Here is an 8,555-nt window from a genome sequence, read left to right as displayed (position 1 = left end):
TGAGAGGAGATAGATAATGAAAGAAGAAATTTATCCAATTGCAATTGAAGATAAAATGAAAGATGCTTACCTGAATTATTCCTTAAGTGTAATAATCGGTAGAGCTTTACCTGATGTTAGAGATGGTTTAAAACCTGTACATAGAAGAATACTTTTTGCCGCCCGCGAACTGGGGCTGCTGCACAATCGTCCTCATAAAAAATCAGCTCGCCTGGTTGGTGAAGTTTTAGGTAAATTCCATCCTCACGGTGATAGTGCAGTTTACGATGCTATGGTCAGGATGGCCCAGGACTTTAATCAGCGTTATCAGCTGATCGACGGCCACGGTAATTTTGGCTCAATTGATGGTGATAGTGCTGCTGCCATGCGATATACAGAAACTAAGCTGACAGAAATTGCAGAATCGCTTTTAGATAATATAGACGAAGATACTGTTAATTTTATTGATAATTTTGATGGCAGTCTGCAAGAACCGGAAGTACTGCCATCTAAAATCCCCAATCTTTTAGTTAATGGCTCCAGCGGGATTGCTGTTGGGATGAGTACATCTATCCCTCCTCATAATTTAGGAGAGGTTATAGATGCCTTAATTCACCTTCTCGACTATCCTAATGCCAGACTGGATACTATTATTAAAAATCACCTACCCGGACCTGATTTCCCAACTGGAGCTGCTATAGTTGGTAATGATGGTATTAAAGCTGCTTATGAAACCGGTAAGGGAAAAATCACCTTAAGAGCCAAAAGTAAAGTTGAAAAGGAAGGTAGACATCAGAATTTAATTATTACCGAAATTCCCTATCAGGTTAATAAAGCAAAATTAATTGAAGAAATAGCCAATCTGGTTAACAAAGGGAAAATATCTGCTGTTTCTGATTTAAGAGATGAGTCAGATAAAAAAGGAATTAGAATTGTAATTGAATTAAAGAGCAGTGCTGATGCCGAATTAACTTTAAACAGATTGTATAAATATACTAATCTTCAGACTAATTTTAGAATTAATCTCCTGGCCCTCAATGATAAAAAACCTGTAGTGATGGGTCTACTGGAGATTTTAGACCACTTTTTAGATTTTCGCAAAAAGGTTATTAGAAACCATACCGAATATAATTTAAATAAATCTGAAAATCGATACCATATCTTAGAAGGCTTAAAAAGAGCAATTGATGAACTCGATATAGTAATTCAGGTCATTAGAAGCTCTCAGTCAAAAAAAGAAGCTAAAGATAAACTAATTAACAAGCTGGATATTTCAGAAAAACAGGCTCAGTCTATTTTAGAAATGCAGCTGCAGCGCCTGGTGGGAATGGAGTTTGAAAAACTTGAGGCTGAAAGAGAGGATCTGGCAGAAAAAATCAAGTACTACAAAAATATTTTAAATAATAAAGAAGAGTTAAATAATGTTCTTCGAGAAGAGCTCAAAGAAATTAAAAAACGCTTTAATGATCAGCGTCGAACAGAAATAATTGCTGACGACAGCAAAGCAGAAATCACTAAAGATGACCTGATTAAAGAAAAAAATGCTGTTCTCTCGCTTTCCTACCGGGGAATTATCAAGCGGAATGAAGAATTCAAAAACTTAAGAGCAGCCAAAAATGACTATCTGGTGCAAACAGTTGAAGGTTCTTCTTTAGATCAGCTTCTCTTCTTTAGTGACCAGGGGGAAGTTTATAATTTACAGGTCCATGATATTGAAGAACACCACGGCCTGGCTACTGGAGATAATTTAAGTAAGTATCTTCAGATTCCGATGCAGGAAAGCATTATCTCTCTAAATATCCTGGATAAAAACCAGAATCAGACAGGAAATCAGTACTACACTTTTGTTACCCGCTCCGGACTGGTTAAAAGAAGTGAGGTTGAAGATTACCGCACCAATTACAGCCATATTAGGGCGATTAAACTGGATGATGACAGCCTAATTAATGCTGTAAAAACTGATGCCGAAGAGGATCTAATTGTGGTCAGCAAAAATGGCTATCTAATCAGATTTAGTGGAGATACATTCTCAACCACAGGCCGCAATACACTCGGCAGCAGAGCCATTAATCTAACTGCTAATGACTATGTAATCTACTTTAATACCTTTAAAGAGGATGAGTATCTGATTTCAATTAGTGAAGATGGCAGAGCCAATAAAATAAGCCTAAATAGTTTTAGAGCTCAGAAACGAAATGGTAAAGGAATAAGAATTTTTTCCAACAGCAAATATAAACTGGCAGGTGCTGTTAGGGCAGCTAAGGATGATAAAATTTTAATTGCCGCTAAAAATGGTGAAATTAACGAAATTAATGCAGCTGATATTCCAGAGACATCTCCCGGTGGAAATATGTATCAGGTGACAAAAGAACTTGATTTCGAAAAAATTTCAGCTGTGGAAAAAATTATAGAGGTAGAATAAATAAAAATAAAATAAAACTTTAAAAAAAGAACCTCAGTCATAATGACTGAGGTTCTTTTGCTCTTATTTTAAAAATACATGGTTACCGATAGTTACAACTTCTTCTCTCTTAGCAAAGAATTCTGGATTTTTGGATTTAGCAGGGTTATAGAAATATAAACTTCCCTGACTGGGGTCCAGACCGCTCACAGCATCATAGGCAGCTCTGAAGGATTCATCGTCAGGTGATAAATTTATCATTCCATTTTCTACCGGGGTAAACTGGCCTGATTGATACACAACTTTTTTAATAGAATTTGGGAAGGAAGGGTGATAAACCCTGTTAATTATAACAGCCCCTACTGCCACCTTACCCTGATAGCTTTCCCCTCGAGCTTCTGCATTAATTATACTGGCCAAAATTTCTATTTCTGCTTCACTAAAATTTTTATAGTTGTAAAAATCATTTCTGGTTTTTGTTTCTTGATTATTACTGCTACCAGAAAGTACAACCAGTAAAAACATTAGTCCCAGCCCTGTATAAATATCTTCTTTTTCTATTGAAGCAGCTTTAAGCTCTGATACTGGCGTTAAATACGGTAAAAACACTGAATTAAATAGTAAAATCAAAGCCAGTGTGACTATTATTTGTTTAAAATGAAGCTTCTTCATATACTATTCTCCTTATATAATATAGTTACCGACTTTTAAATAACATTAACTGCTGCAAATATAATATCTAAAGCAGTAATACTTTAACTTAAAGAATTAAAGCCAGTAGTGCTAGAGCTCCCAGGATATAACCAGTATTAAATGAGCCTCTTTCTTCTTCTAATTCTTCATTGGCAGCTTCTTTTTCTGCTTCTAATTCTGAAATTCTAGCTTCAAGTTCTTCAATTCTTGTCATGTTAACACTCTGATTATCCTCCAGTTCCTGCAGCCTCTGGCCGGAAACTCCCTCTTCTTTAATAGTTTTTAATTCTTCTTCCAGAGTGGTGATCCGATTATCCAGACCACTGACATTTTCTTCTAATTCAGCCAGTCTAGTTATATGATCAGCAATCTCCTGTACTTCTTCCTGCAGTTCAGATACCCTAACATTAATATTGGATATATCTTCATCCTGAATCTGATTAGTGTCTTCAGCATTTTTTAATCTTTCTTCAAATTCTTTCTGCTTCTGGGCTATAATAACCAGTTCATCTCTAAATTCTAGGGAAAGTTCCCTAATTACATCAACATCTTCTTCAGAAAGATTACGAGAAGCTGTACCTCCAACAGTATTTTCTAATACATTAGCAATTATTTCTGCCATTTCATACCTTGTTAGTGCCTCTTCTCCATTAAAATCTTCACCAGAATAGAGGCTCAAATATCCTCTTTCTGCAAGGAACTGGACACTGTCATAAGCCCAGTGATCACGGGGAACATCATCAAACTGCTGGGCAAAAGCCCCCCCGGTAAAAATCAAGATTAACAGTAAAGTAATTGAAAATACACTTTTATATTTTAACATTTAATTTTCCTCCTCTAAATTATTTCTGATTTCAATCTCAAATGAATCACCAGGTCCATTTACAGCCTCAAAATTACTTATACTTATATTTCCAGGTTCGTCTTCCTTTAATTGAAAATGGACTGTTGCAATAACACCATTTGCTTTATTAAAAGGAAACTCCTGATCAAATATAACTTTTCCTTTTTCTGATCTATCAGGCCTGTTAAAGGGCAGTAAATTATTGTCTCGCACAAAGAAATCACCACGAGAAATATGAGTTAATAACAGCTTTTTAGGATCGTAATTAAGATCAAAGGCTATATTTTCAGCTTCAGAAATATTTGCGGCAACTATATCAACTGCAAAATAATCCTCATCACGCTGTCCTCTGGTTTCTCTGAGTAAAATAAGTGGTTTTAATGCAGGTAAATTGATTTCTTCAACTATTGTCTTTTGATAATTATTTAGACCACTGACCTTTAGAGCAAAGGGAAGAGTTCCATCAACTCTTAAAGCCTTTATTGCCCAGTTAATATTAATCTTTTCATTATTCCTTAAAATTCCAACATTCTTCTTGCTTATTTCACTGCTGGCTGTAACTAAACCAGGAGGCAGAATTAATTCTGCTACAACTCCATAAAGAGAACTTTCCCCTGAATTATTAATTTCAGCCTGTATTCTAAATGGATTTGGCTCTAGCCTTCCATCAACAGATTCTACGTCCTCCATCAGAGTTATATTAGCATCCAACTGGGGAGGTCCTAAAAATTCAACTTTTCTTTCGACTTCATTTGAATCTGTATTATCAGCATCTACTATAACACGATATGTCATAGATTCCGGAAGATTATTTTTATCTTCAGCTTCTACATTCCAGGTTATTTGAGAAATATCTCCAGGCTCCATATCACCGAGATCTCTACTGACCTGTTCGGCATTAAAGCCATCAGGAAGATCAATTTGAATCGAGACATTACGAGCATTAATTTCAGAAGTATTTTCTAAATATGCTACCACTGGAAAAGTCTGATTATTATTATCTAAGGTTACTTCCGCTGGTGAGGTTACACCAAGAGATAAAATGCCAGGAACAATGGTAATTCCACCAAGACCATATTTAGTAATATAGGTCTTAGTTTGACCGGGTTCTAATATCTCAGGCACCCAGTACATTGCCATAGCACTGTCAATTTCATATTCTCCCTTACGCATAAAGTCCTGCCCTGGATTAAAATCAAAATCCCAGACACCATCTGCCAGACTACCCCAATCAGAAAAATATACTCTATCTGGTGTACTAACATCAGGCCCAATAAATGAACCCTGAGAAGTTACCTGAGGATTGGAAACACTGTCAAAAGCCTGCCAAAAATCATCAAGCTGCTTGTCATAATATAACTTATCAGTTGATATAGTATCTTCACCAAGTCTAAAAGGGGCACCATCATTCTCCCCCAGCATGGTGTCAAGCATTATTCTCAAACCAACTTTTTCTTCCTGCTGACCTTCATTTGTAACTCTATATTGAATTTGAGCGCTATCTGCCAGACCGGTAGTTGAACTTTTAACGATTGAAAGAATCTGTTCAACTACAATATTATCAAAACGAGTCTTAGTTACAATTTTATTATCTTCAACCGTCGGTTTTTGGACAACTTCACCGTATCTAGCACCATCTCCTGCTCTTCTCTCTGTCGAACCACCAAAAACATATTTTTGATCATTAATCCAAAGTGATGTATAAGAAGTCCAGGGATTTGGTCGACCATAAATTAAAGGCTTATTATCGTCATTTTCTCTCGCAGGGGCTCCACCAGTTGTTTCTACTGCAAATCTCCCCTGTGAGTTTTGATTTTGATTAACTACAATCACTATATACTCATTACCAAAGCGAAGATTATTGTGCTCATCTTCATTTTGAAAAAAATTATTCTGTGCTGCTGCCTGAAAAGAGAATACTAACAGCAGTATTAGTGACACTGAAATTATATATCTATATTTTTTCATTAATTATCACTCACCTCCAGAAATAAATTCAACCTGACCGATATCAACTTCTACCTGACTGTTATCAGATTCATCAATATAATACCTTACTGAAACAGGAATTCTATAAGGTCTTTGATATTCTTTAAATTCCCAGCCGTGTTCTAAAGTTAGCTGAGCAACTCTGTCCATAGAATCATATCCGGAAGATTCCAGTACTTCAATATTATTAACATTACCACCAGGTGAAAGTTCAACCATCAATCTAACTGTACCTTCAGAACGACTTCCCACTAAATCTTTAGGGAAAGTTGGCGGTTCAATTAGACCAATTAAATCACCTGAGGTTGGTGGAGGTGGTGGATTAACTTCTTCAGCCTCCTGCTCAACATTATCTTCTGTACTATCCTCATCTGGAATATTTTCTGCTGTTTCTTGATCGAGCTGACTTTCTTCTTCAGCCTCTGTTTGATCAGTCTGGCTATCTTCTTCGGGTATTTCTTCTGCATCTTCTGTCTGCTCGGATTGAACCTCAGTTTCCTCCTGAGGAACTTCCAGTTCACTTTCACTTTCTTCACTGGCCATAAGGTCTTCTTCCTGTTCAGAACTTTCTTCGGGTTCTGGTTCAGGCTCGACCACCTTCTCAACTGGCTCAGGTTCAGGTTGAGACTCGGGCTCCAGTTTAGGATCTGGTTTCGGTTCTTCTTCCACAGGTTCCGGTTCAGAAACAGTTTCTTTCTCTACCTCAGGTTCTGGCTGCTGTTCATCTTCAGCCTCAATCTCAGGTTCAGCTTCTGGTTCCTGCTGAGGCTCTAATTCTTCTACCTCTTCTAATTCTGGCTCTGGTTCTGGTTGAGGTTCCGGTTCAACTTCTTCTTCAACTGGTTCCGGCTCAGGTTCTTCCGCTACAATTTTTTCCTTTTCTTCCTCGGCTGGTTCTTCAGTTAATTCAGCTTCTTCTTCAGCATTTTCCTCATCTAAGGGAGCGGGCTGATAATCAACCATCTGCACATAGCCATAATCATCTAATTCATTCTCACTTTGAGCACTTCCGTGCAGAAAACCAATTGGAAGAAAATAAAGAACTAGAAAATGAAAGATTATTGAAATACTTATATACAACAGTAATTTTCGATCGTCATTGCTATTAGGCATAAATTCACCATCCCATTAACTACCTTCTTTATCTGCAGCTAGTGCCAGCCTTGTAATACCCACATTACGCATCCCGTCCATTAGGGAAATAACATTTTCATAACGCGTATTTCTATCAGCACTAATTACAATTGTTAAATTAGCATTTTCCTGATTAGCAACTTCAGCTTCAGATATTATTTGGTTTAAAGCTAAAGATTGATCTCCGTAATAATAATTTCCATCTGAATCAATTTGGACAATAAAATTTTCTGAAGTTTGTTCTGTTGCAGTAACCGCCTTAGGAAGCTGCATATCAATCCCCTCAGGAGTAGTCCTAAATGTAGTAAAAAGCATAAAAAATACTAAAAGAAAAAAGATAACATCAATCATCGGAATTATATTGATTGAGCTTTTTTTCTTAAGAGTAGTTTTGAACATCACTGTCACCTCTATTATTAGCTACAACATCTACAATTTCTACCATGCTTAAGTTCATCTGATGAGCCCTTCTTTCCACTTTATGGGCAAAATATGAATAAAATATAGCAGTTGGAATAGCAATAATCAATCCCAAAGCTGTACTGATCAGTGCAGCTGCAATACCAGAACTTATCTGAGCAGGGTTGGCAGCACCTGCAGCAGTTCCCAGGATATTAAAACTACTAATAATTCCCATAACGGTTCCTAAAAGACCAAGCAGTGGGGAAATCATAGCAACAACATCAAGGATGGGAAGATGTCTCTCCATTTTTTTGATTTCATCTTCTCCTACAGCCTGCAGTACCTCTCTTAAACGCGAAGGATCTTCACTATTATGAGCTAAGGCTGTTGAAAGCAGTTTTGCATTAGTACTTTTTTTACCTTTTAATTCATTTAAAGCACTTAAAATGTCACCTTCTTCAACTAAAATCTCAATTCTTTTGATTAATCTAAAGTTATTATCATTATTTCTGTAAAAGAAAATCGCTTTTTCAATTATTACCGCCAGACTAAAAACCGAAGCAATCAATAGTGGTATAGTCATTGGGCCACCTAATGTCAACAAATTCCAGATACGAGTTAAATCCAATCCAATCACTCCTCTTAAATCTAATAATTATTAATTAATTCTGTGCTAATTTTTTATTTCAATATAAAGAATCATATTCCTTTAAATTAATCCTTAAAGCTTCTAAAAATCAACTTAAATATTGTCCCACTATCATCACTTTCCACATCAATTTCTCCCTGGTTGGCTTCGATCAATTCTTTAACTACGGCAAGTCCAATTCCTGTTCCTTGATTTTTAGAATTTCTTGATTTATCAGCTCTATAAAATCTTTCAAAAATAAAGGGGAGGTCCTCACTACTGATTCCTATCCCGCTGTCTTTAATAAGTACTTTCACTCTGTTCTTATCCTCTAGAGCTTTAATCTCAATTTCGCCATTTTCAACATTATATTTAATTGCATTTTCTATAATATTATTGAATATCTGAAAAAGACTGTCCTGATCTCCTTTAATATAGAGTTCTTTATTAAAACTTAGATTTAAATTGATATTTTTATTATTTAA

The 8,555-nt window shown here is 36.1% G+C and carries 8 protein-coding genes; 1 reads left to right on the top strand and 7 read right to left on the bottom strand.

The annotated features are described in order from the left end of the window. The first annotated feature begins 16 nt into the window (after window positions 1-16). The gene (gyrA, locus tag CI949_RS13165) at window positions 17-2,401 is read left to right on the top strand and encodes a DNA gyrase subunit A (RefSeq protein WP_290767188.1); all 2,385 of its coding nucleotides are present in this window, start codon (window positions 17-19) and stop codon (window positions 2,399-2,401) included. A 63-nt stretch (window positions 2,402-2,464) separates the two neighbouring features. Here the strand turns inward: gyrA and CI949_RS13160 are convergent, their stop codons facing one another. From CI949_RS13160 to CI949_RS13130, 7 genes are all read right to left on the bottom strand, one after another. Beyond that, the gene (locus CI949_RS13160) at window positions 2,465-3,052 is read right to left on the bottom strand and encodes a cell wall hydrolase (protein WP_290767186.1); all 588 of its coding nucleotides are present in this window, start codon (window positions 3,050-3,052) and stop codon (window positions 2,465-2,467) included. Between the two features lie 88 nt (window positions 3,053-3,140). Continuing rightward, window positions 3,141-3,896: an S-layer homology domain-containing protein gene (locus CI949_RS13155; protein ID WP_290767184.1), complete on the bottom strand. Its 756-nt coding sequence runs from the start codon at window positions 3,894-3,896 to the stop codon at window positions 3,141-3,143. Then, a complete protein-coding gene (locus CI949_RS13150) occupies window positions 3,897-5,885 on the bottom strand; it encodes a hypothetical protein (RefSeq protein WP_290767182.1) in 1,989 nt (662 codons plus the stop codon). A gap of 6 nt (window positions 5,886-5,891) precedes the next feature. Continuing rightward, window positions 5,892-7,019, bottom strand: coding sequence for a TonB family protein (locus tag CI949_RS13145; RefSeq protein WP_290767180.1), 1,128 nt, complete (start codon window positions 7,017-7,019; stop codon window positions 5,892-5,894). A 15-nt stretch (window positions 7,020-7,034) separates the two neighbouring features. Then, the gene (locus CI949_RS13140; RefSeq protein ID WP_290767178.1) at window positions 7,035-7,439 is read right to left on the bottom strand and encodes a biopolymer transporter ExbD; all 405 of its coding nucleotides are present in this window, start codon (window positions 7,437-7,439) and stop codon (window positions 7,035-7,037) included. After that, window positions 7,420-8,079: a MotA/TolQ/ExbB proton channel family protein gene (locus tag CI949_RS13135; RefSeq protein WP_243733969.1), complete on the bottom strand. Its 660-nt coding sequence runs from the start codon at window positions 8,077-8,079 to the stop codon at window positions 7,420-7,422. The genes CI949_RS13140 and CI949_RS13135 overlap by 20 nt, the downstream gene beginning before the upstream one ends. 77 nt (window positions 8,080-8,156) lie before the next feature. Then, on the bottom strand, window positions 8,157-8,555 hold a 399-nt coding region (locus tag CI949_RS13130), incomplete at its 5' end, for a cell wall metabolism sensor histidine kinase WalK (protein WP_290767175.1).

The sequence above is a fragment of the Halanaerobium sp. genome (assembly GCF_003070835.1).
This window is presented reverse-complemented; position numbering and strand designations above follow the sequence as displayed.

Bases quoted from the DNA above. Each gene is read 5' to 3' on its own strand.
- CI949_RS13160 (WP_290767186.1), bottom strand. From the start codon at position 3,052: ATGAAGAAGCTTCATTTTAAACAAATAATAGTCACACTGGCTTTGATT.
- CI949_RS13145 (WP_290767180.1), bottom strand. From the start codon at position 7,019: ATGCCTAATAGCAATGACGATCGAAAATTACTGTTGTATATAAGTATT.
- gyrA (WP_290767188.1), top strand. From the start codon at position 17: ATGAAAGAAGAAATTTATCCAATTGCAATTGAAGATAAAATGAAAGAT.
- CI949_RS13140 (WP_290767178.1), bottom strand. From the start codon at position 7,439: ATGTTCAAAACTACTCTTAAGAAAAAAAGCTCAATCAATATAATTCCG.
- CI949_RS13150 (WP_290767182.1), bottom strand. From the start codon at position 5,885: ATGAAAAAATATAGATATATAATTTCAGTGTCACTAATACTGCTGTTA.
- CI949_RS13155 (WP_290767184.1), bottom strand. From the start codon at position 3,896: ATGTTAAAATATAAAAGTGTATTTTCAATTACTTTACTGTTAATCTTG.